26 protein-coding genes and 1 pseudogene are annotated in these 24829 nt (G+C 65.3%); 18 read left to right on the forward strand and 9 right to left on the reverse strand.

The genetic code is table 11. The features are described 5' to 3' along the window. Positions 1 to 260: 260 nt before the first annotated feature. Entirely contained in the window at positions 261 to 1154 is an 894-nt protein-coding gene (gene serB, locus AC5RWA_RS19850) for a phosphoserine phosphatase SerB (protein ID WP_494058759.1), read from the forward strand. 95 nt (positions 1155 to 1249) lie between these two features. Here serB and AC5RWA_RS19855 read toward each other — a convergent pair whose 3' ends face one another. Continuing rightward, positions 1250 to 2011 (reverse strand): SDR family oxidoreductase, encoded by a 762-nt coding sequence (locus AC5RWA_RS19855; RefSeq protein ID WP_115523447.1) that lies wholly within the window; start codon positions 2009 to 2011, stop codon positions 1250 to 1252. A 155-nt stretch (positions 2012 to 2166) separates the two neighbouring features. Between AC5RWA_RS19855 and AC5RWA_RS19860 the strand changes: the two genes are divergently transcribed. Beyond that, a complete protein-coding gene (locus tag AC5RWA_RS19860) occupies positions 2167 to 2550 on the forward strand; it encodes a DUF5655 domain-containing protein (protein ID WP_494058760.1) in 384 nt (127 codons plus the stop codon). A gap of 41 nt (positions 2551 to 2591) precedes the next feature. On the opposite strand, the gene AC5RWA_RS19865 is transcribed toward AC5RWA_RS19860, so the two are convergent. Continuing rightward, positions 2592 to 3317 carry a beta-ketoacyl-ACP reductase gene (locus AC5RWA_RS19865; RefSeq protein WP_115523445.1) on the reverse strand — a complete coding sequence of 242 codons (726 nt, stop codon included), beginning with the start codon at positions 3315 to 3317 and terminating at the stop codon, positions 2592 to 2594. 153 nt (positions 3318 to 3470) lie between these two features. Here AC5RWA_RS19865 and AC5RWA_RS19870 point away from each other — a divergent pair, with 153 nt between their 5' ends. The 4 genes and pseudogenes from AC5RWA_RS19870 to AC5RWA_RS19885 form a co-directional block, all read left to right on the forward strand. Further along, a complete protein-coding gene (locus AC5RWA_RS19870; RefSeq protein WP_494058761.1) occupies positions 3471 to 3905 on the forward strand; it encodes a DUF3099 domain-containing protein in 435 nt (144 codons plus the stop codon). Then, entirely contained in the window at positions 3902 to 4171 is a 270-nt protein-coding gene (locus AC5RWA_RS19875; protein WP_115523443.1) for a hypothetical protein, read from the forward strand. The genes AC5RWA_RS19870 and AC5RWA_RS19875 overlap by 4 nt, the downstream gene beginning before the upstream one ends. Next, entirely contained in the window at positions 4172 to 5065 is an 894-nt protein-coding gene (locus AC5RWA_RS19880) for an SURF1 family cytochrome oxidase biogenesis protein (RefSeq protein WP_115523442.1), read from the forward strand. 229 nt (positions 5066 to 5294) lie between these two features. After that, positions 5295 to 5510, forward strand: a pseudogene (locus AC5RWA_RS19885) (YbaK/EbsC family protein); the annotation flags it as partial. A 153-nt stretch (positions 5511 to 5663) separates the two neighbouring features. Here the strand turns inward: AC5RWA_RS19885 and AC5RWA_RS19890 are convergent. Then, a complete protein-coding gene (locus AC5RWA_RS19890) occupies positions 5664 to 7262 on the reverse strand; it encodes an ABC-F family ATP-binding cassette domain-containing protein (RefSeq protein ID WP_079596083.1) in 1599 nt (532 codons plus the stop codon). A gap of 232 nt (positions 7263 to 7494) precedes the next feature. On the opposite strand from AC5RWA_RS19890, the gene AC5RWA_RS19895 reads away from it, so the two are divergent. From AC5RWA_RS19895 to AC5RWA_RS19910, 4 genes are all read left to right on the forward strand, one after another. Continuing rightward, complete coding sequence (locus AC5RWA_RS19895) at positions 7495 to 9390, forward strand: bifunctional copper resistance protein CopD/cytochrome c oxidase assembly protein (RefSeq protein WP_494058762.1); 1896 nt, start codon at positions 7495 to 7497, stop codon at positions 9388 to 9390. Between the two features lie 121 nt (positions 9391 to 9511). After that, on the forward strand, positions 9512 to 10246 hold the full coding sequence (locus AC5RWA_RS19900) for a YcnI family copper-binding membrane protein (RefSeq protein WP_494058763.1): 735 nt from the start codon (positions 9512 to 9514) through the stop codon (positions 10244 to 10246). A 78-nt stretch (positions 10247 to 10324) separates the two neighbouring features. Next, positions 10325 to 11008 (forward strand): hypothetical protein, encoded by a 684-nt coding sequence (locus tag AC5RWA_RS19905; RefSeq protein ID WP_494058764.1) that lies wholly within the window; start codon positions 10325 to 10327, stop codon positions 11006 to 11008. Next, a complete protein-coding gene (locus tag AC5RWA_RS19910) occupies positions 11005 to 13350 on the forward strand; it encodes a multicopper oxidase domain-containing protein (RefSeq protein ID WP_494058765.1) in 2346 nt (781 codons plus the stop codon). The genes AC5RWA_RS19905 and AC5RWA_RS19910 overlap by 4 nt, the downstream gene beginning before the upstream one ends. Before the next feature lie 54 nt (positions 13351 to 13404). Here AC5RWA_RS19910 and AC5RWA_RS19915 read toward each other — a convergent pair whose 3' ends face one another. After that, complete coding sequence (locus AC5RWA_RS19915; protein WP_494058766.1) at positions 13405 to 14241, reverse strand: hypothetical protein; 837 nt, start codon at positions 14239 to 14241, stop codon at positions 13405 to 13407. A 115-nt stretch (positions 14242 to 14356) separates the two neighbouring features. On the opposite strand from AC5RWA_RS19915, the gene AC5RWA_RS19920 reads away from it, so the two are divergent. Further along, complete coding sequence (locus AC5RWA_RS19920) at positions 14357 to 15421, forward strand: spore photoproduct lyase family protein (RefSeq protein WP_494058767.1); 1065 nt, start codon at positions 14357 to 14359, stop codon at positions 15419 to 15421. 107 nt (positions 15422 to 15528) lie between these two features. Here the strand turns inward: AC5RWA_RS19920 and AC5RWA_RS19925 are convergent, their stop codons facing one another. After that, on the reverse strand, positions 15529 to 16065 hold the full coding sequence (locus AC5RWA_RS19925) for a hypothetical protein (protein WP_115523434.1): 537 nt from the start codon (positions 16063 to 16065) through the stop codon (positions 15529 to 15531). Positions 16066 to 16367: 302 nt separating this feature from the next. Between AC5RWA_RS19925 and AC5RWA_RS19930 the strand changes: the two genes are divergently transcribed. From AC5RWA_RS19930 to AC5RWA_RS19940, 3 genes are read left to right on the forward strand one after another with little or no spacing between them, the layout of a single operon-like run. After that, positions 16368 to 16778 carry an SHOCT domain-containing protein gene (locus tag AC5RWA_RS19930; RefSeq protein WP_275731166.1) on the forward strand — a complete coding sequence of 137 codons (411 nt, stop codon included), beginning with the start codon at positions 16368 to 16370 and terminating at the stop codon, positions 16776 to 16778. A gap of 59 nt (positions 16779 to 16837) precedes the next feature. Next, the gene (locus AC5RWA_RS19935) at positions 16838 to 17284 is read left to right on the forward strand and encodes a VOC family protein (protein ID WP_494058768.1); all 447 of its coding nucleotides are present in this window, start codon (positions 16838 to 16840) and stop codon (positions 17282 to 17284) included. Continuing rightward, entirely contained in the window at positions 17281 to 17760 is a 480-nt protein-coding gene (locus AC5RWA_RS19940) for a hypothetical protein (protein ID WP_494058769.1), read from the forward strand. Before AC5RWA_RS19935 ends, AC5RWA_RS19940 begins: the two co-directional genes overlap by 4 nt. Positions 17761 to 17833: 73 nt before the next feature. Here the strand turns inward: AC5RWA_RS19940 and AC5RWA_RS19945 are convergent, their stop codons facing one another. Together AC5RWA_RS19945 and AC5RWA_RS19950 are read right to left on the reverse strand one after the other, a co-directional pair. Further along, on the reverse strand, positions 17834 to 18445 hold the full coding sequence (locus AC5RWA_RS19945) for a hypothetical protein (protein WP_494058770.1): 612 nt from the start codon (positions 18443 to 18445) through the stop codon (positions 17834 to 17836). A 22-nt stretch (positions 18446 to 18467) separates the two neighbouring features. After that, positions 18468 to 18785, reverse strand: a complete 318-nt coding sequence (locus AC5RWA_RS19950; RefSeq protein WP_494058771.1) for a hypothetical protein — start codon at positions 18783 to 18785, stop codon at positions 18468 to 18470. 335 nt (positions 18786 to 19120) lie between these two features. Between AC5RWA_RS19950 and AC5RWA_RS19955 the strand changes: the two genes are divergently transcribed. From AC5RWA_RS19955 to AC5RWA_RS19965, 3 genes are read left to right on the forward strand one after another with little or no spacing between them, the layout of a single operon-like run. After that, a complete protein-coding gene (locus AC5RWA_RS19955) occupies positions 19121 to 19762 on the forward strand; it encodes a biotin transporter BioY (protein ID WP_079596073.1) in 642 nt (213 codons plus the stop codon). A gap of 8 nt (positions 19763 to 19770) precedes the next feature. Next, on the forward strand, positions 19771 to 20508 hold the full coding sequence (locus AC5RWA_RS19960; protein WP_494058772.1) for an energy-coupling factor ABC transporter ATP-binding protein: 738 nt from the start codon (positions 19771 to 19773) through the stop codon (positions 20506 to 20508). Next, positions 20505 to 21128 carry an energy-coupling factor transporter transmembrane component T family protein gene (locus tag AC5RWA_RS19965; protein ID WP_494058773.1) on the forward strand — a complete coding sequence of 208 codons (624 nt, stop codon included), beginning with the start codon at positions 20505 to 20507 and terminating at the stop codon, positions 21126 to 21128. Before AC5RWA_RS19960 ends, AC5RWA_RS19965 begins: the two co-directional genes overlap by 4 nt. An 18-nt stretch (positions 21129 to 21146) precedes the next feature. Here the strand turns inward: AC5RWA_RS19965 and AC5RWA_RS19970 are convergent, their stop codons facing one another. Together AC5RWA_RS19970 and AC5RWA_RS19975 are read right to left on the reverse strand one after the other, a co-directional pair. Then, the gene (locus AC5RWA_RS19970; RefSeq protein WP_494058774.1) at positions 21147 to 22334 is read right to left on the reverse strand and encodes a thiolase family protein; all 1188 of its coding nucleotides are present in this window, start codon (positions 22332 to 22334) and stop codon (positions 21147 to 21149) included. Next, positions 22324 to 23730, reverse strand: coding sequence for a class I adenylate-forming enzyme family protein (locus tag AC5RWA_RS19975; RefSeq protein ID WP_494058775.1), 1407 nt, complete (start codon positions 23728 to 23730; stop codon positions 22324 to 22326). The genes AC5RWA_RS19970 and AC5RWA_RS19975 overlap by 11 nt, the downstream gene beginning before the upstream one ends. A 59-nt stretch (positions 23731 to 23789) precedes the next feature. On the opposite strand from AC5RWA_RS19975, the gene ypfJ reads away from it, so the two are divergent. Further along, positions 23790 to 24671 (forward strand): KPN_02809 family neutral zinc metallopeptidase, encoded by an 882-nt coding sequence (gene ypfJ, locus AC5RWA_RS19980; protein WP_494058776.1) that lies wholly within the window; start codon positions 23790 to 23792, stop codon positions 24669 to 24671. The last annotated feature ends 158 nt before the right edge of the window (positions 24672 to 24829 follow it).

Below are 24829 nucleotides of genomic sequence, written 5' to 3' on the forward strand. Positions count from 1 at the left end.
CACCTAGAGTGTTCGCTATGGCTATCGCACGCTTTCCTGTCGTTGTCCTTGTCTGCCCGGACCCCAAAATCCTGGCCGAGTTCTACGGCACACTGCTCGACTGGAAGACACGAATACCAGTCGGGCACCACGTTCCGTGTGTTCCTTGATCCGGCCGGCCACCCGTTCTGCCTCTGCCTGAGCTGATGTAGCGGACATCGGTTCCCTGCCGGCGGGACGCAATTCAAGGGGCCCGGGCCCCACTGGATAAGATTGAAGGCATGACTTCGAACGTGACTGCGGTCAGCTATGGCCAAAATATGACTCCAAACGGGCTGGAGCAGCTGCGTTTCGTCCTCGCCGCCCACGGCGCGGTTGTGCGGTCAGAGGACTCCCTGGGCGATGACCGCTACGGGGTGCACGTCGCCGGACTGGATCTTCCGGATGCCACCGCCGCCGGCCTCGCCGCACTGCGGCGGGCCATTGCGGACACGGCCATCGATGGCCTGGACACCGCGCTGGTTCCGGCCGGGCTCCGTGCGGCGGACCGCAAACTGCTCATCATGGACGTCGACTCCACCCTCATCCAGCAGGAAGTCATCGAGCTCCTGGCGGCATACGCCGGCAAGCGCGAGGAGGTGGCAGCCGTCACGGAAGCCGCCATGCGCGGGGAACTGGATTTCACCCAGAGCCTGCACGCCCGGGTGGCGGTGCTCGCGGGGCTGCCCGCCGACGTCGTCAATAACGTCCGCGCGGAAGTGAAACTGAGCCTGGGGGCCGCGGAACTGGTGGCGGCGTTCAAGAAGGCCGGCCATGTGGTGGCCGTCGTGTCCGGCGGATTCAACCAGATCCTCGAGCCCATCGCCGCTGACCTTGGCCTGGACTACTGGCAGGCCAATGAGCTGGAAATCGTTGACGGCGCGCTGACTGGCAAGGTGCTGGGCGCCGTGGTGGACCGTGCAGCCAAAGAGAAGTTCCTGCGGGAATGGGCCGCCGCGGAAGGCATTGCCCTGGAGCACACCATTGCAGTTGGCGACGGCGCCAACGACCTGGACATGCTCGGCGCCGCAGGCATCGGCATCGCCTTCAATGCCAAGCCTGCCGTGCGGGCCGTGGCGGATGCCGCCGTCAACATGCCCTACCTCGACGCCGTCCGTTACGTCGCCGGCGTCTGATCCCTTAGTGCCCTCAACCGCGAAATGACAGTTCGCGGCAGTGTCCCGAAGGAACATTGCCGCGAACTGTCATTTCGGTGTGGGAGGAAGCCTAGCTAGCTGGCGGACTGGCCGCCCTTGCCGAAGTAGTCGGCTCCACCGGCGTACTCGGTGTGGCCGGATTCGACGTCGGCGGTCACCATGCCGGCCACCACCTGGGCGAATTCCTCCACTGAGTACAGTTTCCCGGCCTCGGCACGGCGGGCCTCGATGGCTCCGGGGGTGGAGCGGTCCAGCAGGGTGGCGGTGACGGTGCCCTCGATCATGTCGCCGGACACAACCACCAGGGAGATGCCCTTCTCGGCCAGTGCGGGAATGAGATCACGGAGTGCGTCCTCACCGGCACGCTTGCTGCGAGCTACCGGCTCATAGGCAGGCATGGTGGGGACGGTGTTGATGAAGTGCGCCTGGTGGCTGGTGACGAAGACCACCCGTGAGCCCTCCTTCATCAGGGGCACCGCGGCGTTGAGCATGTTGACCTGGGCATCGCGGTTCAGCTTGAGTGCGTAGTCCTCGCCCATGCCGGTTTCCATGCCGCCGGAGGCGTTCAGGACCAGGATGTCCAGGGAACCGAAGTTTTCCATCGCGGCGGAGGCCAGGGCCTGCACGCCTTCCTGGGTGGTGAGGTCTGCGCCCACGGCGACGGCGCGGCCGCCGTCGGCCTCGATGCCCTGCACTACCTTGTTGGCGCGCGGTGCCTTCTGGCGGTAGTTGACCACCACGGCGGCACCCTGGCCGGCGAGGATTTTGGCAACGTCAGCGCCGATGCCGCGCGATGATCCAGTGACGATGGCGGTCTTGTTGTCCAGCAGTCCCATAGGGGCTCCTTTTGTTCGAAACGTTCAAGTCGGAGTTGGTCTGCAGTCCATCATGCCAGCGGCCGGTGCTGATTCCGTTGTCTGACCCCCACAAAGAAGGCGTTGCCAGCTAGTTTGACGGTGCTGCACACCTTGACCCGGCGTAGGCTCCCCGTATGGCACAGCAGCGGCCGGCCGGTTCGGAGTCCACACCGGAACAGGTCTTCAGCAATTCACCTGAGGGACTGCGCATCTATGAGGCGGTAGGGCGGGCTCTAAGCGGCGCTGTCCCGGCCTCGGTGCATACCACCATCAGCCAGGTGGCTTTCCGGAACCGGCGCGTATTCGCCTATGTCTGGAATCCGCGCCGACATCTTAAAACCGATGTTCCGGCCGTGCTGTCCATTGCCCTCCCCCGCAGCCTGGAGTCTTCCCGGTTTAAGGAAATAGTCCATCCATCCCCAGGCGTCTGGATGCATCACCTGGAACTGCGCACCGTCGAGGACATTGACGACGAAGTGGCAGGCTGGCTGGAAGAGGCGTTCGCGGCGGCGGGGTGACCATGTGCCGTCCGCGTGCGTCCACCGGTGCAGGTTGTGCCTTAGTGCCCCATGCCCAGGCCGCCGTCCACCGGGATGACGGCGCCGGAAATGTAGGCGGCTTCGTCGCTGGAGATCCAGCGGACCACGTTGGCAACTTCCGAGGCCTCGGCAAAGCGGCCGGCCGGGATGCTGGTGAGGTAGTCCTTCTGCGTGGCTTCGGGGAGTTCTGCGGTCATGTCCGTGTTGATGAAGCCCGGTGCCACCACGTTGGCGGTGATGCCGCGGGAACCGAGTTCGCGTGTCAGGGATCGGGCGATGCCCACCAGGCCCGCCTTCGAGGCGGAGTAGTTGATTTGTCCGGGCGCACCGTAGAGGCCGGAGACCGAGGAAATGAGGACAACACGGCCCTTGCGGAGCCGGATCATGCCCTTGGAGGCCCGCTTGATGACCCTGAACGCGCCGGTCAGGTTGGTGTCGATGACGGAGGTGAAGTCGTCTTCGCTCATGCGCAGCAGCAGTGTGTCCTTGGTGATGCCGGCGTTCGCCACCAGGACCTCGACGGGACCGTGGGCAGCCTCAACCTCTTTGAAGGCCGCGTCCACGGAGGCCTCGTCGGTGACGTCGGCCTTGACTCCCAGGATTCCTTCGGGCAGTTTCGCCTCGCTGCGGTAAGTCACCGCCACCTTGTCCCCATTGGCCAGGAAAGCCTCAGCGATGGCCAGGCCGATGCCGCGGTTGCCGCCCGTGATCAGGACGCTGCGGGGGGCGGAAACTGCTTCAGTCATTTAGAGGCTCCGGAATTCTGCGGCATGCTGCGCCGCGGTAGCAAGGGTGTGATTTGGCTGCCTCCGATCTTAGCGCCCGCCTTGGCCCGGGTTTGGGTGCCACTGCCGATGGTGAGAGAATTGATGCAAGCCTTTGGAGCGTGATAAACCACCGTGACCCTTGAAAACCATGCGGGACAATCCGCGCCTGAAGAACCCGGGCGGTTCTCCGGCGATTCGGAGGTTCACAGCATTACGGATGCCGCGGGAGCCCATTCCGAGGACATGCGTAAGCGCATGATCAAGTACGCGCTGGCGATGGGCATCCGCATGGTCTGCCTGATCCTCATCTTCGTGGTGGACGGCTGGTTCAAGATCCTCATGGTTGCGGGAGCGGTCTTCCTCCCATGGATTGCGGTGGTCATCGCCAACGGCAACGATAAGGCGGAGGCACACAGCGACCTGTTGCTGGATTCCGCGCCGCTGGCCGAGATAGAGAGCCCGCCACAACCCTCGGCTGCCGAGAGGCCCGGCGACGAGGTCCTGCAGGGCGAGTTGATTAACGACGACGACGAGACCGGCCCCGGGGAGGAGCGGAAGGCATCATGAGCATCTTTGATTTCGCTGCAGGGTCTGAGCCGTCCTTTACGGAGGCCGCCGCCGTCTGTTCACGCAAGGCCTGCCGGTCCGGCGCCTCCTGGCAGCTCCTCTGGAACAACCCCAAGATCCACACCCCCGAGCGCCGCAAGATCTGGCTTGCCTGCGCAGAGCACCGGGACTGGCTGGAAGATTACCTGCAGACCCGCGGGCTTTGGAAGGAAACCCTCCCGCTGGATGCCGGCTCCCCGGCTGGCCTTTTGGAGCAGGACCGCTGAATGTACCGTTTCCTCTTCTCCAGCAAGTGGCTGGGTTACCTCCTGCTGGCTGCCATCTTTGCCACCGCCTGCGTCTTCCTGGGCCGCTGGCAGATGGACCGCCGCGCTGAGACGCTTGCCGAAATCAACCGCGTGGTGACCAACTACTCCGCAGCCCCCGTTCCCTTCGCTGAAGTCCGGGACCAGTTCATGGAGCTGGACCCTGCGAAGGAGTGGACCCAGGTGGAACTGAGGGGCACCTACGACGTAGCGGGCCAGCGGATTGTCCGCAACCGTCCGCTGAACGGCCAGCCCGGCTATGAGGTGGTTGTCCCCTTCCGCCTGGCGTCCGGTGAAACGGTAGTGATTGACCGCGGGTGGCTGCCCATCGGCAACAAGAACCCGGGAAGCCCGGATTCGGTGCCGGAACCGCCGGCAGGTGAGGTGACCGCCGTCGTGCGCCTGAAGCACCCGGAACCTGAACTGCAGCGCGGCGCGCCCGAAGGCCAGCTGGCGTCCATCGACCTCACTGCGTACTCGGCACAGCTCGGGTATCCCCTGCTCACCGGCGCATACGGCCAGCTCGCGTCGGAGACACCGCCGGCAGCCCAGATGCCGGCGGCCTTCCCGAAGCCGTCCACCGAGGAGGGCACGCACCTGTCCTACTCCCTGCAGTGGTTCGCCTTCGGTGTCCTGATGTTCGTCGGCTTCGGCTACGCGGCCCGCCAGCAGGCCCGCAACGCGGCGATCGACGCCGAAGACGAGGCCGAAAGCACGGACGGATCCCTCGACTCGGGCAGCCCCGTTCACTCCGCTGCCGCGGCAGCCCGCCGTCGTCCGTCGCCTCCCCGCAAGCGGAAGAAGGCGACCTCTGAAGAGGAGGAAGACGCCCTCCTCGACGCCCAGGGCTACTGACGGTCTCCTGCTCCGCCGTTAGGTCCGTCCGCGTAGGTCGTTCCGTACGCTCCGCAACGCGAGTGATTTCCCGCGTGCTGGCTCGTACCTCGCCTTTGACGCACGCTACATAAATCACCCACGCTGCTGCGCTTGTGCCTAAGTGCGCAATATGCCAGGGCCGATGGGAGGGGCGCTGACAGGCAGCAGGTTGTCCGGTCGCGCAGGATTGAGAACAAGAGAAATCTGACGGGCCTCCCCCGACTTCGTCCTGAAGCACACCGGCCAGCATGTAGGCGGAGTGGCCCCGGTTGGCCACCCCGAAAAGATCAGGACGCTCCTGGACGAGTCGCTCCAGAAGCACAACCTCCTCTGGGCAGGAGCAGGCGACCACAACTCAATGTTCAGCATCACCTACAAGGAGCTGCAAAGAATCACCGACGCAGAGGAACTGCCCGTCCGCTGACAACTGAACCACGCTGACCGGTGACGAACCCACAAGCGAGGTAGTGCGGGTGATTTATGTAGCTTGCGTCAAAGGCGAGGTACGAGCCAGCAAGCGGGAAATCACGCGCGCTGCTGAGCGTAGGCGACCACAGCGCGCACCAACCGGGAAGGCTCAAGCCAGGGTTATTAGGTCCAGGTAGTCTTCGTTCCAGTGGTCTTCGACGCCGTCGGGCAGCAGGACAACGCGCTCGGGGTTGAGTGCTTCGACCGCCCCTTCGTCGTGGCTGACCAGGACGACGGCGCCGCTGTAGTTCTTGAGAGCGCCAAGGATTTCGGCGCGGCTGGCGGGATCGAGGTTGTTGGTGGGCTCGTCGAGGAGGAGCACATTCGCGCTGGACGCGACGATGGTGGCCAGGGCAAGGCGGGTTTTTTCGCCGCCGGAGAGGACGCCGGCGGGCTTGTCCACGTCGTCGCCGGAAAACAGGAATGAACCGAGGATGCCGCGGACTTCGGCGTCCTTCATGTCGGGGGCAGCGGAACGCATGTTTTCCAACACGGTGCGGTCGACGTCGAGCGTTTCGTGTTCCTGGGCGTAGTAGCCCACCTTGAGGCCGTGGCCGGCAATAACGTCACCGGTGTCCGGCTGGTCCACGCCCGCGAGCATCCGCAGGAGGGTGGTTTTGCCGGCGCCGTTGAGGCCGAGGATGACCACCTTGGAGCCGCGGTCGATGGCCAGGTCCACATCGGTGAAGATCTCGAGCGAACCGTAGGACTTGCTGAGGCCTTCCGCGGTGAGCGGGGTTTTGCCGCAGGGTGACGGGTCCGGGAACCTCAGGGCGGCCACGCGGTCCTGCTCGCGCACGGCTTCAAGTCCGCTGAGCAGGCGTTCTGCACGCTTGGCCATGTTCTGCGCTGCGACGGCCTTGGTGGCTTTGGCACGCATCTTGTTGGCCTGGTCAAACAGGACCTGGGCCTTCTTTTCGGCGTTCGCGCGTTCCCGCTTGCGGGCACGTTCGTCGGTTTCGCGCTGGGTGAGGTAGCGCTTCCAGTCCATGTTGTAGAAGTCGATCTGCGCGCGGTTGGCGTCCAGCAGGAAGACCTTGTTCACGGTGGCTTCGAGGAGCTCAGTATCGTGGCTGATCACGATCAGGCCGCCCTGGTGGTTCTTCAGGAAGTCCCGCAGCCAGGCGATGGAATCGGCGTCGAGGTGGTTGGTTGGCTCGTCGAGGAGCATGGTTTCTGCATCCGAATACAGGATGCGCGCCAGCTCCACACGGCGGCGCTGGCCACCGGAGAGGGTCTTGAGCGGCTGGTTCAGCAACCGGTCCGGCAGTGCGAGGTTGGAGCAGATGGCTGCAGCCTCGGCCTCTGCAGCGTATCCGCCCGCTGCCAGGAACTCGGACTCGAGCCGGTCATAGCGGTTCATCGCCTTGCGCTGGACGGCGGGATCGTCGCTCGCCATTTCGTCGTGTGCGGTCCGGAGTTTGCCGACGGCGATGTCCAGGCCCCGGACGGACAGGATGCGGTCCCGTGCGAGCTGCTCCATGTCAGGGGTGCGGGGATCCTGCGGCAGGTAGCCGATTTCGCCGGTGCGGGTCACTTTGCCGGCGGCCGGCAGGCCTTCCCCGGCAAGGACGCGCGTAAGGGTAGTCTTGCCCGCGCCGTTACGGCCGACGAGCCCGATCTTGTCTCCCTTGTCGATGCGGAAGCTCACCTGGTCCATCAGGAGCCGGGCGCCGGCACGCAGTTCAAGATCCTGAACAGTAATCACAGCAGGTAAAGCCTTTCACAGCAGGGATAAGCCGCGGCCCGGATCGTCTGCGGTGGGCGTGGGCGGCAATGGCCGGAGAACGGCCCATCCAAGTCTACCGTCCAGGCCAAGCATGGAGAACCGCGGGTGGGATGCCAAGGAATTCCCAAGTGGCGCACGCGAAGCTGGCACAACATCAGGCGGCGTTGCTGCGCCACCAGGATAAGGGCCGGAGGGCCGCGGAAGGGGCGCGATGTCGCTGAAGATGCAGGCAGTGGCCGGGACAGCGCTGCTGGTGGCAGGGATGCTGTCGCTGGCGTGGGCCTACAATTACGGCGGCGGCGCGGACCCGGGGCCCTTGGACAGGGCAGGATGGGCCGTGACCTGGGGACTGCCCGCCGCGAAGCTTCTGTGCAACCTCGCCAGTGCCGGCACTATCGGTGCCCTCGTGCTCGCGGCGTGTGCCCTCCCCCGCGGCGGAGCCGCCTACTTAAAGGCTCTTCGATGGGCAGGATGGTCGGCGGCTGTCTGGGCCGCGGGAGCCTGCATCCATACCTCGGCGAGTTTCCTGTTCATGGCCAACAGGAGCCCTGCAGCCGGGTTTGATGAGGCATTCCTGACGTTCCTGACCGGGATCGATGCCGGCCGGTCCGGCACTCTGACCATCCTCATAGCAACAGCTGTGGCTATCTCTTGCTCCCGGCTGCGGGGCCCCCGCATGCTTGCACTCACCACCGTTACAGCCTTCGCTGGCCTGTTGCCCCTGGTCATGACATCCCACGCCGCCGGCAGCACCGACCATGCGGACAGTACCACCGCGCTGTTCGTGCATTCGGCCACAGCGGCCGTCTGGCTCGGCGGCCTGCTGGCCCTGATGGTGCTGCGGCCTGTGCTGCCGCCCGGCCAGCTGGGCGCGACGGTACGCCGGTACTCGACGTTGGCGTTGGTGTGCTTCATAGCCCTTGCGGTCTCGGGATATATGGGTGCCCTGGCAACAATCAGCACGATCGAAGCCGTGTTCAGCCCCTATGGCGCAATCGTCCTTGCCAAGGCCGCTGTGCTCATCATCCTCGGGGTATTCGGGGCGTTCCACCGCCGTTGGTCGATCAACCGGCTGGAGATTGCACCGGAACGGGGCGGCCGCCTCTTCGCCGCCCTCGCCGTTGCCGAGCTCGCCGTAATGGGGATCGCTTCCGGGATGGCCGCGGCGCTTGCCCGGACGGAACCGCCGCCAGCCGCCACATCCGGGGAGCCGGGCCCCGTGCTTCCCGAGCCCGGGCTGTGGGAATATCTGTCCGGCTGGGCCCCCGATCCGTTGTGGAGCCTGGTCTGCGGGTTCGCCGTCGTGATCTATCTGGCGGGCATACGGCGGCTCCACACAACCGGCCGGTCCTGGCCCGTACATCGCACCCTGCTGTGGTTGGCGGGAGTGGCGGTCCTGTTCATCGTCACCAACGGCGGCGTGCATGCCTATCAGGGCTACCTGTTCAACGCCCACGTGCTGACACAGATGTTGCTCACTGCCATCGTGCCGCTGCTGGTCGTCCCGGCCGCCCCGCTGACCCTGGCCACCCTGACCGTCCTCGCCAGAACTGACGGTAGCGCCGGGGCTAAGGAGTTCCTGGAACGGACCGTGCAGCCGGTCCTCGCAGCACTGACGAGGGATCCATTTCTCGCAGTTCCCCTTCTCGCGGCGTCCCTCTTCGCCATCTACTACACCCCCTTACTCGACTGGGCGGCCACCGGACAAATCGGCTACAGCGCCATGAGCCTGCTTGCCCTGGTGACCGGCTGCCTGGCCACCGCCGCACTCACAGGGAACCAGGATCCGGGCACCGGCGGCGCCCCGGGCAGGCGGCTGCCTGTCCTGGCGGGAATAGTCGGACTCTACGCATTCTGCGGATGGAGGTTGATGGAGCAGGCTCCGTCCATGGAATTGCCTTGGTCCACCTCTGCAGGCCGCCCGTGGGGGCAGTCGCCCGCGGCTGCCGCAGAATTGGCGGGCCCCGCAATGTGGTCCATCGCAGCCCTGATGCTGGGCATTCTCACCGTGATGATCATCTTCCGCCGTGAACCGGGCCCCGGGGATCCGCGCGCCGGAACTGCGAACAGTCATGCCCGTAGCCTGCGTGAGGATGTGGCAGCGTAGCGCTCCCGATGGCGGAGCGGACAGCGGTTCAACCGGGCGTCCGCACTTGCTATTCACAAGGTATTTCCGGGGTCATCCCCGCATGCTGTGGTTTGTAGCCCACCTGTAAGAAGGACTCTCCATGACAACCAGACCCCCTCGTTCGTTGCGAGCAGCCACCATCGGGGCAGCCACGGCAGCCTTTCTGACGGTTGGCCTCGATGCCGCGTCCGCCCACGTGTCGGTGACCCCGGAAGGTACCGACGAAGGCGGGTACACCCAGTTGACCTTCAAGGTTCCCAGCGAATCCAAGACCGCCACAACCACCACCGTCAAAGTGGATCTGCCCACGGCAACACCGTTCACGTCGGTCCGCGTGAAGCCCGTCCCGGGTTGGACCGCCCGGATTGCCAAAGGCACGTTGCCGCAGCCGGTAACCGTGGACGGGGCCACCGTCACCGAAGCGCCCCTGTCCGTAACCTGGACGGCCAACGACGTGCAGAGCCAGCTGACCGAGGACCAGTACCAGACCTTCTCGTTGTCTGTGGGCCGGCTTCCGAAGGCCGGTACTGCTGTGTTGCTGCCCGCGGCGCAGACCTACTCTGACGGCAGCGTCCGGAACTGGGACGATCCGGTGGTCGAAGGCCAAGGCGAGCCCCAGGACCCCGCCCCGGTCTTCACCACCACCGCTGCCTCGACCACCCAGCATGGCCACGCCTCAGCACCCGCGGCGGAAACCGCCGTCGTGCCCGCTGCCTCGGTAACCGCCGGCGCATCTGTCCCGGCCCTGACCTGGGTGGCCTTCACGGCAGGACTGTTCGGGCTGACCGCGGGCGTAGCTGCCCTCCTCCGCGCCGGCAGGATCAGGAAGGGCTAAGCGGCGGCAGGACCTCCAAGGTTTCCGCAGGTGGCTGCCAGCACGATGAGCCTAGACCGCAACAACATGGGAGGCGAGATGAATTCTCATGCAAGCCAATTTTCCAATCGAGGCCTCAACCGCCGCCAGTTCGGACTGGTGCTCGGTGGCGGCGCTTTCCTGCTGCTGGCCGGGGGCAGCTACGGCGTTGTGGGACGAAGCCCGCAGACCACAACCACGAGTGTGGCCACGGTTTTTGGTTCCCTCACCATCGTTCGGGCCGGACGCCTCGCCCGCCTGGATGCCCAGGGCCAGCCGGCTTTTCGGACCCTGGCGGCGGCTGCTTCACACATGAACGCCGGCAGGGACACCGGAGGCAGCACGCAGGTCCGGCGGGCCAGCACTAGAGAAGAGCTCCGCCTCGATAGACACGGCCACGATGACTGGACGCCGGGCGCCCCGGCGGGGCCCGAACCAGTAAACCTCACCTGGTCCGACGTCGTCCTGGTCGAAGTGCAGCTCCGGAATGCCGGGCCGGTACCAGTGCTATTCAGCCCGGGGCAGCTGCGGCTGAAGCTGCGTCGCTCAGGTACAACAGTCACTCCACGCGACTCTGACCGCAACCCCGGCCCCGTAGCACCGCACGCATCGGAGCACATTCTGATCAGCTACCTGGCCCCACGCGATGCCTTCGAGCTGGAGCTGGACTACTCGGACGAGCAACGGGACGTAACCTACCAGCTGGCCCTGCCGCCGATGGCCGCGGAAGAGGTGCGGTCATGAACATCCTGGACGTCCACATCAATGAAGGCTACGTCCCGATGGTGGACGGCTCCCTGGTCTACCACCGGGGCTTCGGCGAGCGCCGCACCACGGTGACCGACACCAGCCCGTCGCTGTGGATGAGCCCACGGGTCTTCTCCGCGGACGGACAACTGGTGGCCAGCAGGACGTATCCCCTGGACGCCCCGGTACCACCGCACGGCAGGCCCGCGCCCCTGCAGACCGACCCGGACAATCCCGGAGAGTACTTGGCCAGGAAGGAATACTGGGCCAGCTATTTTCCGGACCGCACCCTCATCGCCGAGACAGGCAGCACCGTCCGGATAAGGGTGCATAACCACCTTCCGCAACCGCACGAACTCCGGTTCCATACCGCTGGACCCGCCGAACAGGATGAAACGACGGGCCCTGTTGCTCCGGGGACATCGGCTCTCCTTGAGTTCGAAGCACCGCCGCCCGGGACCTATCTGTTCACGGACCCGGGCAACGCGTCCGTGGAACGGACCCTCGGCCTCTACGGTGCGCTTGTGGTGATAGACCCGTCCAGCGCCTGGCAGCTTTTCCCGGGTGGGACCGAGTTCGAACGGCAGTGGCTGTGGTTGTGCCACGACGTGGATCCGAACTGGGCCCGCATCGCTTCCCGCGGCGAAACGGTCAATCCCGCTTCAACACCCGCCGTACCCCGCTACTTCACCCTCAACGGTTACGCGGGCTTTCAGTCGCTGGCGGTCACCACGGATGAGGAATTCAATGAGCGCCGGGAGCAGGACACGCTCCCCTCCGGCCACCCGCGTGAAACGGATGTGCGGAACTTCAGCGCCTCGCCAAGCCCGGGTGGCGTCCGGACCGGCCAGCTGATGAGGATGGTCAATGCCGGCATCGTGGACCACCAGCTGCACTACCACGGCAACCATGTCTGGACGGTGCGCGCCAACGGCGAAGACTTCCCCCGCAGTAGCGGGCGGGTCAGTCCGGACGGGGACGTGCTCCTGCAACACTGGGAGGACACAGTACAGCTCGAACCGATGGACCGAAAGGAGTCGCTGCTTCCCGTCCGGCGTCCACCCGAGGTGGTGGACCAGGTGTGGAACGCCCGCAGTGGCGACTGGAAGTATCCGATGCACTGCCACGCGGAGCCCTCGCAGACGGCGGCCGGCGGGCTGTACCCCGGCGGCCTCGTGGCGGACTGGGTCCTGGCAGCGGGCACGATTCCTGAGCCAGGGCTTCCGGGCACCGTGGCAGGCGGTCATCACCTGTACCGGAGCCAGGTGGAGTTCGCCTCGGACCAGCCTCATGAAGGAAGCCCGGAAACTCAGTTCCGCCAGCGCCCGGACGTCAGCATGGTGTTCGATTTCTTCAACAGGAAACTGAAGGTGCCCAACGGCCCTGAAATCGAGTTTTGGAGTTTCGAGGACGAGAGGTCCGGCCGCGGGCTTCCCGGGCCGCTCTTGCGGCTGACGGAGGGGCAACTGTTCCACGGCACGGTGGAACCCAGCAAGAGGGTCCACACCATCCACTGGCACGGCATCGAACCCGACCCCCGGAACGACGGCGTAGGCCACACCTCATTCGAAGTCACCGGGGAGTACACCTACCAGTGGAGGCCTGAGGTCGGCGTCCCCGGCAACCCCAACCGCGGTTCTGCTGGAACCTACTTCTACCACTGCCACGTCAACACCCCCATGCACGTACAAATGGGTATGTTCGGGCCCATCATCGTCGATCCGCAGGTCAGTTCGACGGCCCCGCCCCCCAAGGGAACCCGCCGCCACTCAACTGACGGCCCGCTGTACGACATCGCCACGGAGACATTGATCGCCCCCTATTCGATTGACCCGCGCTGGCACGAACTGAACCACGCGGCCGGTCTGTCCGGGGACGACGCAGGCCTCAACCGCTTCGAGCCAAAACACTTCGTTATCCTGGGCGGCACAGTACCCACCCGGCCCAGGGGGGACAGGATATGGGCCATCAGCGCGATGCGCGCCAATGTGGTCAGGGACGGCATCGCTCCCACGCTGGTCCGCATGGTGAATGTCGACTACTTCCCCACCCGTACCCGGTTCCTCGATGTGGCCGGCCAACCGGCCGAGATTGCCGAACTGATCTCGCACGATGGCCGTCCCTTCTGGAATACCCCCGACCCGGACGGACCGGCCGTTCAGCCCTCCCAGGTCGGCCAGCCGCTGGTCACCAGCATCCTCAAATCCGGCGCAGCCGAAAAGTTCGATTTCCTGCTGCGCCCACCGGCGGCGGGAAGGTACACCATCGCGGTCGACTTCCTGCACTGGATCACCGGTCAGGTCCTGGCGACACGCACCGTGGCCGTCACCGCGTATTAGGGGTCCGCCAGGAACGGCGGGCAACCGAGCGGCGCAACGGTTGCGGCGGCGTGCTCAGGCAGCGGCGCGCGGCAGGACGAGCATGTAGCCGGTGGGCAGGTCGCTGCTCCAGCGCCGCGGTTCGCGGACCACGAACTGCATGGCCAACTGCTCGGGCGTGAGCAGGCTGTTGGGCTCGGGCGACGGACCCCACCGCTCGCTGCCGTGCGGGTAAAGCGGATCCAGGACGCGGATGCCGGTGACCGGGAACTCCGGGAACCGGGCGGGATCGCCAAGGGACTCGAACCCGCTCATCACCCATGCGTGGCGGCCGCTCCACATGACCAGCCCCACCGGCCGTCCGGTCTCCGCGATGGCGCGCGCCGCCGCCTGCAGCGCGTCCTCATAGTCAGGAACGCTGACGACGGCGTACGGCCCCATTCCAGCCTCGGTCAGCACCTGCGCCCAGCCGAGCGGGTTGGCGCCGTTGAACGAGTTGTTCGACCGTGCCCGCGCCATCTCCCACAGGTCTCCCTGCTGGGTGGAATCGGTCCAGGTGCCGCCCCCGGTGTTATCGATGAGGTTGTGCGCCATCTGGATGCTCGCCGCTACACACCAGTCGAAGGTGTACTGCGGCACGAAGTCCCCCTCCTGGTACAGGTTGAGGGCGAATGGCTGGGGTACGGGGGCGGGCGCCGGGACCTCGGGCGGGGCAGAAGCCGGGGCGGGGGTGGGAGTAGACGAGGGGGCCGGCTGAGGGGCGACGACGTCTCCCGCGGCCTGCGGGGCCGAAGAGGCCGGGACGGGTTGTTCAGTGACGGCGTCGAGATGGCCGACGGCGGGTGTGCAGCCCGCGAGGAAGGCCGCCAGGGCCATAACCCAGGCAAGAAGACGGAGACGGGCGCCGTTCATGATCGCTCCAGTCTAGCGCGGCGGGAATGACCCGGGCAGGGGATGATGGCCGCCACAGCACATGCCGTGGGCTTAACTGCCCGCGCCATCCTTGCCGCCTTGGGAGAATGGAACCGTGGAATTCAACCGGCTGCTGCAAATCCGCCGCATCTACGCGCAGCCCGCTGCCCTGGAGCTGCCCCGCGGCAAGGAGGTCGTGGAACGCTGGCCGGACGCCGACGTCGTGCTTGTCGACAACCACTGGAACATCCCCGAGCTGCACGGGGATGAAACGAACGTGCCGCGCTGGTCCCGCATCAAGACCGAGGCCCTGGTCCTCGGCGTCAAGAAGGCGCTGACCGTCAAGCCGAACGGCCGGTCCGCGGACTTCATTGCCCCCTCCACCGCAAACGGCTGCGCCATGGCCTGCGCCTACTGCTACGTGCCCCGGCACAAGGGGTACAGCAACCCGGTAACCGTGTTTGCCAACATCGACCAGATTGCCGGCGCCCTTGAACGGCACGCGACCCGCCAGGGCATGAAGCTGGAGCCCAACCAGTGCGACCCGGAACTCTGGATCTACGACATCGGCGAAAACAGCGACTGCTCCGTCGACGCGCTGATCAGCGACAACGTGGAGGACCTCGTTACGCTTTTCCGCGACCTGCCCACCGCCAAGCTGTCCTTTGCCACCAAGTACGTGAACCCGGCGATGCTCGGCTGGGACCACGGTGGCCACACCAGGATCCGCTTTTCGCTCATGCCCGCGGCTTTGGCCAAGTCGATTGACGTCCGGACCTCGCCGGTGGCTGAACGCATGGCTGCGATCAACGACTTTGTGGATGCCGGGTACGAGGTGCACGTCAACTTCTCCCCCGTCATCATCACCGACACCTGGCTGCGCGACTGGGAGGAGTTGCTGCGCCAGCTTGATGCCACCCTGACAGCTGCAGCCAAGGCCCAGCTCGCGGCAGAAGTCATCTTCCTGACGCACAATGAGCGGCTCCATGAGGTCAACCTGGGGTGGCATCCGCAGGCCGAGAACGTGCTGTGGCGCCCGGACCTGCAGGAATCGAAGGTCTCGTCCAACGGGTTCAGCAACGTCCGCTACCGTTCCGGGACCAAGGGCCGCTATGTGCGGCAGCTGACCGCGCTGATTGAGGACATCGCGCCCTACTGCCGCATCCGTTACGCGTTCTGAGGCAGGCGGTGACGCTCCTGCACGCGACGTGCAGGAGCGTCCGTCCGGTAATTTATAGGGTGCGGGTTGGCGATGGGCCGTGCACAGGCCCGATCACCATCAGGGGATTACTTCGGGCAGCGCAAGTCCGGATTGTAGGCTGCGAACATGCCGCTCGGGTTGTCCCTCCATATCCATGCGTGGAGCGCGTGGGACCCAGGGAACGGCCCGGCTTCGAATTTGACGCCGGCAATCGAAGGTTGATGGGCTGCCGTGGATATGAACTCAACGGCTACCAGCTTGTACCGCCCGTACTTATTGGGCATGTACACGAGAACCTCAGGCTTTCGGGCCTGGGTCTTGTCATCGATCAGGTCCTCCTTGGCGTAGTGGAAGCCCATGGCTCCCACGCCGGGTTTTTCGATGCATTTAGTGATTTCCTTATAACCGTCCGCCTTGGCGTTCTCCAGCCAGCGATATTCGTCGGTGACGTGGCGCAGGACGTTGACCAGCCGGCGCTGATCGTCATTGTTCCGCCAGTCGTCGCTGTGGTCCGAGCCTCCGTGCCCTGACCCTCCATGGGCGAGCGCGGTCCCGGGAGCCAGTCCCATGGCAAGCGCTGCTGCGGCCACCATCGACAGGAGTCCCGTCCTGGTGCGATTCATCGTTGATCTTCTACCCCTCTGAGACCGATATCGTTTCTACAAGGGATGCGAAGCGTGAAAAGGGATATTCCACCTTCGCCAAGATGCCGGCAGATTTCCCCGGGAACTGCCGGTGAATGAGCCACTCGGGCGCGTTTATCGTCCATCGAGATGAGCGGCGTAACCAGTATGCTCCTGCTCAAAAACGCGGCGCTACGCTACGGGCGGGTAGTAGGGGGGAACAGTTTTTGGACCGCCCCTTTAGGGGAGGCTCTTGGAAAACGGGGGTGTTCTCTGGTGAGGGGCGGGTCTATCCTTCACACATGAATGAGCACACGGCTCCGAGTGAGACCGGCGGGTTTTTCTTTGAGTTCAGAGGGAAGCACCCCCTCCGTGAGACAGCAGGATGGGTATCCGGTGTCGGATTGGCTGGTGCCGGGATGGCAATAGCGGTCATCGGAACCGCCTCACATTCCCACATATCCATGCCCCTGGGAATTGCGGTGGCAGTTCTCGGTGCAATCCTGCTCGTTTTGTACGCGGTGACCAGGAGCACGACAAAGCCAGCGTCCGTTTCTTCCGTGGCAGGAAAGCATCGTGTGAAGAACGCAGGCAGAGCAGCCGCGAAGGAATCCTTAGCAGCTGATCTTGTCGTTATAGCGAACCTTTATTCCCAGGGTGCTCTCACCGCGGAAGAATTTGCAGCGGCCAAGCGTCGATTACTTGGTATTTGACCCGCTTCTCGTTCCTCCGCCTCTGGAGCTGACCGGTCCGCCTTGGTAGCTTTCAACGCATGGCCATCAAACTGGAGAACGTCGGTATCGCCGTTCGCGACCTCGAAGCAGCAATCGCCTTTTTCACCGATCTCGGTCTTACGGTGGTGGGCCGTGACACGGTCAGCGGGGAGTGGACCGACACTGCTGTGGGACTTGACGGGAACCATGCCAAGATTGCGATGCTCCAGACCCCGGACGGCCACGGCCGGCTTGAGCTCTTCGAATACATCCACCCCGAAGCGATCGAGTCGAACCCGACCCGGCCCAACGACATCGGCATGCACCGGGTGGCCTTCTCGGTCGACGATATCGACGAGGCACTTCAGATAGCGGCGAAGCACGGATGCCATCCGCTGCGCGGGGTGGCGACCTACAAAGACATGTACAAGCTCACGTACCTCCGCGGCCCCAGCGGAATCCTCGTGATGCTCGCCGAGGAACTGAACAAAGACTCCGGTACATGAAGTTCGCTGACGGGTATTCCGCGCTGCTGCTTGGTGTTGTTCTGGTAGTCACTGCAGGTGCCTGCAACTCGTCTCCGCGTGAGGAATCGCCCAGCGGTCAGCAGCCGCCTTGCTTCCCGCCTGCTTATTCGGTGAGTCCAACAATTGCTAAACCAAGGGCGACAGTGACAGTCGCAGCACCCGCGGCGGAGTGTAACCCCCAGTATGGCTCCAATGCCCAGGTCCAAGTAAGCGTCACCGATCAAAGTGGCGCTGAAGTCATCAGTGCAAGGGCTCCAATGACTGACGCCGGGGAATTCACGTTTACCTTCACTGTGCCGGAAGAGTCAGCGGTTGGAGAAGCGATCGTCACCGCAATGCCGCACAATATCGACTGGTGCGACGACACCGGCAAAAACAACCGTGCAACAGGAATTCCACAACTTGAACTTGCCTCCTGCGCAACGCCAATGGGGACATTCAACATCACGCGCTAGCGCTGGCTCCCAGCTGTTATTGGTGGCTCCCAGAATAGGCACGTCAGGGGTATCAGTTGTCCACATCCCCTGATTAATCAAGCGGCGGAACCAGAATTTTGTCAGCTCCGCAAGTGAGCAGCAGATGCGTGCCGCGGACCGTGAGCCTGCAGTCGTCCGGTTCGAAAACGTCCGAGACGGACGTCCCCACAGTGCTCCTTTGGTACACGAAGAGGGACTTCTGTCGGTACACGGAGTAATCTGCCGGGTCGAAGCCCGGTTTTTTAACGAGGACTTTTTCGCCGTTTTCAGCCGTGACGGTGGCGTAGGAAGTTGTGGCGTTTAGACCAATCCCCAAAGCGGAGATGAACCAGGGCAAGGTTGCCGCCGCGGCCGCTAAACCCAGCAGAACTGCAGCCAACCTGCGGAGCCAGATGCGCGATAGCAGCCCAACGAGGGGTGGCAGCAACAAGGCCAGTGCCGTCACTGCGGCCATCCCGCTAACGAGATGCGCGCAGAAAATGAGACCCCAGTCCGGCAGAACGAAATAGACGAGACGTTCTACACCCGCTTTGAGCGCCGCGGCAGCGGACGCATGGACGGTAAACCCCAAGAACAGGGAGAGGGACGCTGAGATTAGACCATACTTGAGGCGTCGGCGGCCCATGGTGACCGACTGCGAGTGATGAGATGCCTCCGCGCTCATTGGCCGCTGATTCATTAGGGTCCTAAGCGCCGGCCACCAGGATATTCTCGTGGATTTTCGTGTAACCGGAAGCTTCCAGCACTTTCGTGTCGTATCCGTCGGAAACCAGGATGGTGGGCTCTTGGCTTGGTCCGCTCGTTTCCACAAGCTTTGCCTGTGGTGCTCCGCCTGTAGTGCAGGACGTGTGCCAACCGGGTGGGTTATCCGTCGGAAAAACGGCCAGGCACGCAACCGACTTCCCCGCGTTTTGTCCCAAAAAGTACTTGTTGCCGTTTGCTTCAGCAACAAGCAAAACCTTATCCACGTCTTGTTCGCCAAAATTGACGCCTGCGGGAAGCACGTCCGAGGCAGTAGCCGCACGCTCCAAAGCCTTGAATCCGGAAGGGCCGGAGCAGCCGCTGAGCAGCAATCCCGCTGTAACAGCGGCGGTCAGGAACGGAAATGTACGTGAATTGATAGCGCTGCCCCCTCAGGCTTTGATGTGGTGCCATCCTATCTAGACTCCGGACAGAATCCGCGTGCAGCACGGACTGGCACGTGCTGCAACTCGGTTAGTACCGAGCCATCAAAGCCAAGGACCGGCTTTAGTAGGCCCCCTACAAAATGGCCCCACAGCGGCGCCGGTAACGTCGGCAGTACACTAGATTCCGCTTGTACAACCCCGACAGGACCGCCATGAGCAACACTGACACAGCCGTCAAAAGCACCTCAAACAAAAAACGCCGCTGGAACGCCACAGACCTCGGGCTCATCGCCGTCTTCGCGGCCCTGGTGGCGGGATCGGCGCTGGTGCCCGGACTCGCCGTCAACGGCTTCGGCGTCCCCATCACCTTCCAGACCCTGGCCGTGATGCTCACCGGCCTGGTGCTCGGCCCTGGAAGGGGCTTCGCCGCCGTCGGGCTCTACGTCCTCCTGGGCCTCGCCGGGCTGCCCATCTTCAGCCAGGGCCGCAGCGGCCTGGGCATCCTGGCCGGACCCTCGGCTGGTTACATCCTCGCCTTCCCCATCGCCGCCCTTGTTGTGGGATGGCTGGCCACCGTAGTCATCCGCCGGACCACCAAAGCCCGTGCGCTGTGGCTGTTCCTTTCGGCCACCGTTACCAGCGTGGTGGTGGTGCACTCGCTGGGCATCGCCGGGATCGCGCTCAACACCAAGGCGACGCTCGGCCAGGCATTCCTGAGCGACGTGGTCTTCTACCCCGGCGACATCATCAAAAACATCCTCGCGGCCGTCATCGCCGTTGCCCTGCACCGCGCATTCCCGGACATCCTGGTGCGCCGGGTCAAGCGCAGCGTTCCCCAGCCTGCCAACGCCTAGGATCCACCATGCCCGACGTGACGTTTGACCAGGTAGCGGTAGCTGTTCCGCTGGACCACCGGCCGGAACCCAAGGTCCTCCTGGAAGATGTGACCCTGCAGCTCACGGAGCAGCGCGTGGGAGTCATTGGCGCCAACGGATCCGGGAAGTCCACGCTGCTGCGCCTGGTCAACGGCCTCATCCAGCCAACGGCGGGCACGGTAGCGGTCGACGGCGAGGATACAGTCCGTGCCGTCCGCAAAGTACGCCGGAGCGTCGGCTTTGTCTTTACCGATCCCCTCTCCCAGCTGGTCATGCCCACCGGGCGGGAGGACGTGGAGCTGTCGCTCCGCCGCTCCGTCAAAAATGGCACCGAGCGGCGCAGGCTCGCCGAAGCGGCCCTGGACCGGCTCGGGCTGCTGCACCTGGCAGACCAAAGCATCTACGAACTGTCCGGCGGTGAACGCCAGCTGATGGCGCTCGCCGCCGTACTGGCGGTGGATCCCGCGGTGCTGGTCCTGGACGAACCGTCCACCCTGCTGGACCTGCGCAACCGCGAACTCCTGCGCAGGACCTTGGCCGGCCTTGGCCAGCAGATCATCATGTCCACCCACGACCTCGAACTCGCCCTGGAAATGGACCGCGTGCTGGTCATCGAACAAGGGAAAGTAGCCTTTGACGGCGCCGCCGCAGATGCCCTGAACGCCTACCGCGCGCTCTGCTCGGAAAGCCTGGACAGCCTGCAAGCGCGGGGACCACAACGATGAGGGGCCACGGCTTCCTGCTGGCCAACTACGTCCCGGGAGATTCCCTGGTCCACCGGTCGCCGCTGGCAGTGAAATTCCTGCTGGTCTTCGCCTGCGGCCTTGCGTCCTTCGCCATCGTGGACTGGCGCATTTCGCTGCTGGTGCTCGCCGGCCTCTGCGGCCTGTTCCTGCTGACGGGGGCCGGCCTAAAGCGGCTGTGGGGCGCCGTCCGGCCGCTCGCCGCGGTCCTGCTGGTGATCGGGCTGTTCCAGTGGTGGCAGCTGGGTGCACCCACCGCGGCCCGGATCGTCCTGAACATCCTCGTCTGCGTCGTTGCCGCGTCCCTGCTCACCGCGACCACCCCCGTGCAGCAGCTCCTGGACGGCGTGGTCAAGGCGGCAGGCCCTTTCAAGAGGTTCGGCGCGGATCCGGAACGCTTCGCGTTGACCATCGGGATCATGCTCCGCAGCATCCCTTACATCGCCGGGACCTTCGCGGATGTCCGGGATTCCGCCCGGGCCCGCGGCCTCGAACGCAATCCGCGTGCACTGGTCCTGCCTGTGTTTATCACCTCGGTGGCCTTTGCCCGCCAGACCGGCGAGGCGCTCGCAGCCCGCGGCCTGGGCGAAGCGGAGGACTGAACCTCCGCCCGCAGGGAATCAGCTGTTGCTAAGGTGCTGGTACCGGAACAATGCCGCCGTACCCATCCCGCCGGCACTGCTGATCATGGCCAGCGCCAGGGCGCCCGGAGCCTCCGCACGGCGCGCCTGGGCCAGCAGCCGGGTCACCAGGACGGCGCCGGAAGCACCGTAGGCATGGCCCAGGGCCAGCGCCCCGCCGTCGAGGTTTGCCCGTTCCCCGTCGATGCCCAGCTCGTCAAGGCAGGCAAGCGTCTGGGACGCGAACGCCTCATTGAACTCCACCAGGTCCAGCTCGTCCGCCGTCACGCCTGCGCCGTCAAGAACGTCGCGCGCCGCGCTGGCGGCACCCACGCCGAGGACCTCCGGGTGCACGCCGGCCGTCCCGGTGCCCAGCACCAGCAGCCCGTCCGTTGCCCCCAGTTCCTGCGCACGCTGGACAGACGTAATAACGACGGCGGATGCGGCGTCCGCGTCGAAGCATGAGTTTCCGGCGGTGACAGTTCCCCCGTCGACGAAGACGGGCGGGAAGCGCGCCATCACGGCGGCGGTCAGGCCGCGCCGGGGCCCGTCGTCCGCTGCAACGGTCCCGGTACCGGTGCCCAGCGGCACAATTTCGCCGTCGAAGTACCCGGCCTGGGCCGCTGCAAGTGCCCTTCGATGGCTCGCCAGCGCGAAGGCGTCCTGGCGCTCCCGGCCCACGCCAAACTTCTGCGCGACTGTTTCCGCGGCCTCGCCCATGTCCGGATCACCGAAGCTGGCCGGAACAAACTGGGCGCGCCGGTAGAACTCCGGCCCGCCGTCGTCGTTCCGGTGGGCGCGCAGCGGCGCGGTACTCGTACTCTCCACTCCCCCGGCCAGGTACAGGGGATTCCCGCCGGCTGCCACGAGCCGGGCTGCCAGGACCACCGCGTCCAGGCCTGAACCGCACTGGCGGTCCACCGTCATTCCGGGGACGCTGACCGGCAGGCCCGCCTCCAGCAGCGCCAGCCGGGCCACGTTGCCGCCGCCGCCCACTGCGTTCCCCATCACCACGTCAGCGACAGCGCCGGGTTCAACCCCGGAGGAAGTCACCAGTTGCCGCAACACCGGAGCCAGAAGCTCGTGGGCGCGCAGCGTTCCGAGAGGGCCGTTGATTCGGCACACGGGGGTCCGCCGGGCCGCGATGATGACGGGCTGCCGGTCCGGGGGCAGGATCTCAGGTGCCAAGGTTCCGGACTCTGGGGTCGCGGGTATCAATCCATTCCAGCAGCAGGTTCCGGCTGACCTTGCCCCGGTCCGTGATGGGCAGTTCGGTGAGGACGTAGTACTGAAGCGGGCGCTTGTCCCTGGCCAGGATGTCCTCCAGGCCTGCCCGCAGCTGCATTGCCGTGATCCCCCCGTGGGCAGGGACAACGCCGGCTACCACCCGCTGGCCGCGGAGGTCGTCCGGCATGCCCGCGGCGACGGCGGCCGCCACTCCGGGCACCGCCGCGAGGGCAAGCTCAACCTCGTGCGGATAGACGTTCTTGCCGGAGGTGAGGATCATGTCGGCGCGCCGCCCGAGGATATGCAGTTCCCCCGCCTCGAGGTAACCCTGGTCCCCCACGGTGAACCAGCCGTTGAAGGACCGCAGGGCCTGGCCGTCGTCGCCCCACAGGTAGCCGTTGCTGACCAGGGCGCTGCGTACGCAGATGTTGCCCGATTCCCCGTCCGGAAGGGGCGTCCCGGCGTCGTCGAGGATCCGCACGTCCACCCCGGGAAAGGGACGGCCAATGCCGGTCCCGCCCACAGCCGGCGCGTGGCCGGCGGGCAGCCCGGTACCGGAGACGAAGCTCAGCTCAGAGGCGCCGTAGTACTCGAAGATGGTGGCGTTGGGGGCCCAGCGGCGGGCCGCTTCGAGGGTCCGCGAATCCAGTTTGGAGCCGGCGCTGATGATGGTCCGCACACCGGACGCGTCAACGCAGCCGGTCAGGCCGCGCTCGCTGAGCATTCGCAACATGGTGGGGACCAGCACCAGCCGGGTGACGCGGTCGTGGGTGATCGCGGAGTGGACATCTCCCACGTCGAAACTTTCCAGGGTCTGGAACTCGGACCCGGCGTAAAGGCACTCGGCCAGCGCGTAGAGGTTCAGGCTGGCCGCCAGCGGGCCGGGGGCCAGGGTGACGTCATCCTGGCGCAGGCCGAAGAGTTCGATCGACGCCTCGAAGGACTGCTGCCAGGAACGGCGGGACCGGGTGAAGGCCTTGGGCACCGACGTGGTGCCCGAAGTCAGGCCGATGAGGAACGTGCTCTCCGGCGGCCCGTCGGCAAGGGCGTCATCCGGGGCCACTGCGGCGGCAAGCGCCGACGCCTCCACGCGGCGGATGATGTTTTCCCGCAGCTGGCGGGGCCAGGCCGGATCAAGGACTGCGCATTGGCGCCCTCCGGCAACCGCGGCAGCGAGCTTCACGGCGAAACCTGTGGAGTTGGCCTCGCAGAGGGGCGTAACCGACTTCGTGTCCGCAACCAGATCAGCAGCTGAATCGCGGAGCTCTGCCCAGGAAAGGCGGCGGCCAGCGACCACCACGGCGGTGTGGTCCGGCCGTTCGTCCGCCCAGCGCTGGATTCTGTTGAGGAAAGGCATCGGATCAACTTTACCGGCCGGGACGGATTGAGTTCCGGGCCCGAGGGTAATGTGACTTTATGAGTTTCAACGACAATGTGCAGTTGGATCCTTCACAGGTCCAGGACCGGCGCGGCATGGGCCGCGGCGCCAAGGTGGGAGGTGGCATCGGTGGCGGACTCCTGCTGCTGATCGCTGCGCTCTTCGGCGTAAATCCGCAGCTCCTCGAAGGCCTGGCAGGCGGTGCTGCCCCGGCTCCGCAGGCGCAGGGCACCGCGCCTGCGTGTGAGAGCGGCGCCGACGCCGATGCCCGCGTGGACTGCCGGATCACCGGCACCGTTAACAGCCTGAACGCCTTCTGGCCTGCCTACCTGGAGCAGTACAACGTCCAGTACCCGCGGCCGGAGACGGTGATCTTTGAGGAGGCCGTGAGCACGGGCTGCGGCACGGCATCCAGCGCTGTGGGCCCCTTCTACTGCCCCACGGACACCACCGCCTACTTCGATCCCGGGTTCTTCACGGAACTTGTCAACCGCTTCGGTTCTTCCGGCGGCCCGCTGGCCCAGGAGTATGTAGTGGCCCATGAATTCGGCCACCACATCCAGAACGTCCTGGGATACCTGGACCGCGCCCAGCAGGATCCGCAGGGCCCTGAGTCCGGCGCCGTGCGCGTGGAACTGCAGGCAGACTGCTATGCGGGGCTCTGGGCCAAGCACGCGTCAACCCAGCCGGGCCCCGACGGCCAGCCGTTCCTGGAGGCCCTCACCCAGCAGGACCTGAACGACGCACTGTCCGCCGCTTCAGCGGTGGGCGATGACCGCATCCAGGAGGCAGCCACCGGGCGCGTCACTCCCGAGGCGTGGACCCACGGTTCCAGCGAGCAACGCCAGCGGTGGTTCTACAAGGGCTACGAGACCGGCGACATCAACCAGTGCGACACGTTCTCCGCACCCACTCTCTAACCTCGTCGATTGTTCCATAACTGTCGTTTTCAGCCCTGAAAACGACATAGGGCCCACGACGGCAGGCTTCCCTGGCCGAGCTTGCGAGGCTAGGGGGCCGGTGGGGATCAATCGATGAGGGGACGACGACGGCGGGCCACCTTTCCCAGGAAAGGTGG

The sequence above is a fragment of the Arthrobacter sp. 210 2 genome (genome assembly GCF_059093025.1).

What these genes read in the sequence shown, in the direction of transcription:
- AC5RWA_RS19895 (WP_494058762.1), top strand. Translation starts at nt 7,495, where the DNA reads ATGTCGCTGAAGATGCAGGCAGTGGCCGGGACAGCGCTGCTGGTGGCA.
- AC5RWA_RS19905 (WP_494058764.1), top strand. Translation starts at nt 10,325, where the DNA reads ATGAATTCTCATGCAAGCCAATTTTCCAATCGAGGCCTCAACCGCCGC.
- AC5RWA_RS19975 (WP_494058775.1), bottom strand. Translation starts at nt 23,730, where the DNA reads ATGCCTTTCCTCAACAGAATCCAGCGCTGGGCGGACGAACGGCCGGAC.
- AC5RWA_RS19855 (WP_115523447.1), bottom strand. Translation starts at nt 2,011, where the DNA reads ATGGGACTGCTGGACAACAAGACCGCCATCGTCACTGGATCATCGCGC.
- AC5RWA_RS19935 (WP_494058768.1), top strand. Translation starts at nt 16,838, where the DNA reads ATGGCCATCAAACTGGAGAACGTCGGTATCGCCGTTCGCGACCTCGAA.
- AC5RWA_RS19930 (WP_275731166.1), top strand. Translation starts at nt 16,368, where the DNA reads ATGAATGAGCACACGGCTCCGAGTGAGACCGGCGGGTTTTTCTTTGAG.
- AC5RWA_RS19965 (WP_494058773.1), top strand. Translation starts at nt 20,505, where the DNA reads ATGAGGGGCCACGGCTTCCTGCTGGCCAACTACGTCCCGGGAGATTCC.
- AC5RWA_RS19925 (WP_115523434.1), bottom strand. Translation starts at nt 16,065, where the DNA reads ATGAATCGCACCAGGACGGGACTCCTGTCGATGGTGGCCGCAGCAGCG.
- AC5RWA_RS19955 (WP_079596073.1), top strand. Translation starts at nt 19,121, where the DNA reads ATGAGCAACACTGACACAGCCGTCAAAAGCACCTCAAACAAAAAACGC.
- AC5RWA_RS19900 (WP_494058763.1), top strand. Translation starts at nt 9,512, where the DNA reads ATGACAACCAGACCCCCTCGTTCGTTGCGAGCAGCCACCATCGGGGCA.
- AC5RWA_RS19880 (WP_115523442.1), top strand. Translation starts at nt 4,172, where the DNA reads ATGTACCGTTTCCTCTTCTCCAGCAAGTGGCTGGGTTACCTCCTGCTG.
- AC5RWA_RS19910 (WP_494058765.1), top strand. Translation starts at nt 11,005, where the DNA reads ATGAACATCCTGGACGTCCACATCAATGAAGGCTACGTCCCGATGGTG.
- AC5RWA_RS19915 (WP_494058766.1), bottom strand. Translation starts at nt 14,241, where the DNA reads ATGAACGGCGCCCGTCTCCGTCTTCTTGCCTGGGTTATGGCCCTGGCG.
- ypfJ (WP_494058776.1), top strand. Translation starts at nt 23,790, where the DNA reads ATGAGTTTCAACGACAATGTGCAGTTGGATCCTTCACAGGTCCAGGAC.
- serB (WP_494058759.1), top strand. Translation starts at nt 261, where the DNA reads ATGACTTCGAACGTGACTGCGGTCAGCTATGGCCAAAATATGACTCCA.
- AC5RWA_RS19945 (WP_494058770.1), bottom strand. Translation starts at nt 18,445, where the DNA reads ATGAGCGCGGAGGCATCTCATCACTCGCAGTCGGTCACCATGGGCCGC.
- AC5RWA_RS19865 (WP_115523445.1), bottom strand. Translation starts at nt 3,317, where the DNA reads ATGACTGAAGCAGTTTCCGCCCCCCGCAGCGTCCTGATCACGGGCGGC.
- AC5RWA_RS19940 (WP_494058769.1), top strand. Translation starts at nt 17,281, where the DNA reads ATGAAGTTCGCTGACGGGTATTCCGCGCTGCTGCTTGGTGTTGTTCTG.
- AC5RWA_RS19875 (WP_115523443.1), top strand. Translation starts at nt 3,902, where the DNA reads ATGAGCATCTTTGATTTCGCTGCAGGGTCTGAGCCGTCCTTTACGGAG.
- AC5RWA_RS19960 (WP_494058772.1), top strand. Translation starts at nt 19,771, where the DNA reads ATGCCCGACGTGACGTTTGACCAGGTAGCGGTAGCTGTTCCGCTGGAC.
- AC5RWA_RS19860 (WP_494058760.1), top strand. Translation starts at nt 2,167, where the DNA reads ATGGCACAGCAGCGGCCGGCCGGTTCGGAGTCCACACCGGAACAGGTC.